The sequence below is a fragment of the Candidatus Streptomyces philanthi genome (genome assembly GCF_059553635.1).
Genome location: NZ_JCANQV010000621.1, coordinates 1 through 1,107, shown reverse-complemented (window position 1 = coordinate 1,107; position 1,107 = coordinate 1). Strand labels below are relative to the sequence as shown.

The following is a 1,107-nucleotide window of genomic DNA, read 5'->3' as shown; positions in this document are numbered from 1 at the left end:
TCCTCGACGGGCTGCGGCGCGTCGACGCGCCCGCCCTGCTCGGTGCCCTCGCCATCGGCCTGCTCACCACCGTGTGCAGCGCCTGGCGGTGGTGCCTGGTGGCCCGCGGCCTCGGCCTGCGGCTGCCGCTGGGCCGCGCCGTCGCCGACTACTACCGCGCCCTGTTCCTCAACGCCGCCCTGCCCGGCGGCGTCCTGGGCGACGTCCACCGCGCGGTACGCCACGGCCGCGGCGCCGGGGACCTGGGGCGCGGGGTACGCGCCGTGGTCCTCGAACGCGCCGCGGGCCAGGTGGTGCTGGTCGCCGTGGGGCTGGTGGTGCTGTGCGCGCAACCGTCGCTCGCCCTGGCGGAGTTCCACCGTCTCGCGGCGTCGCCGGGCGCGGTGGCGGCGGTGGCCGTGGCGGGTGTGCTCGCCGGGGCGGCCGTGGTGTGGGTACGGCGCGGTCCGGCGGGCTCCCGGTGGCGCCGCGCGGTCCGCGACGCCTGTGCCGAGGCCCGGACCTGCCTGCTCGCGCCCGGCAACCGCTCCGGTGTGGTGGTCTCGTCGGTGGTGGTGCTCGCCGGGCACCTGGGCATGTTCCTGCTCGCCGCCCGGGTCGCGGGCTCGTCCGCGCCCGTCACCGAACTCGTCCCGCTGATGGTGCTGGCGCTGCTGGCGATGGCGCTGCCGCTGAACGTCGGCGGCTGGGGGCCGCGCGAGGGCGTCGCCGCCTGGTCGTTCGGCGCGGCGGGTCTAGGCGCGTCCCAGGGGCTCGCCACCGCCGTGGTCTACGGCGCCCTCGCCCTCGCCGCGAGCCTGCCCGGCACCGTCGTCCTCGCCGCCCGCCGGTTCACCGGGCCGCGGGCCGCGCCCGCGCAGGTCGAACGCGAAGAGCGTGTCCTCGCCGAGCCGGGCGCACCGTACCGGGGGGCGTAGCGCCTCCCGCATCACCGTCGTCCCCGCGAACCGCAGTCCGGGCACCCCGTCCCCCAGCAGGACGGGCGCGACGGTGACGAACAACCGGTCCAGCGCGCCGGCCCGCAGGAACCGCGACACGGTGACACCACCGCCCTCCACGAGGACCCGGCCCAGCCCGCGCGCCGCCAGGGCGGCCAGCAGCCGGCCG

At 78.9% G+C, this 1,107-nt stretch carries 1 protein-coding gene; it reads left to right on the top strand.

Annotated features, from left to right (window positions below; translation table 11 throughout):
• Positions 1-917: lysylphosphatidylglycerol synthase transmembrane domain-containing protein (locus tag AC51EU_RS30690; RefSeq protein ID WP_496270360.1), on the top strand; the 917-nt coding region annotated here is incomplete at its 5' end.
• Between the last annotated feature and the right edge of the window lie 190 nt (positions 918-1,107).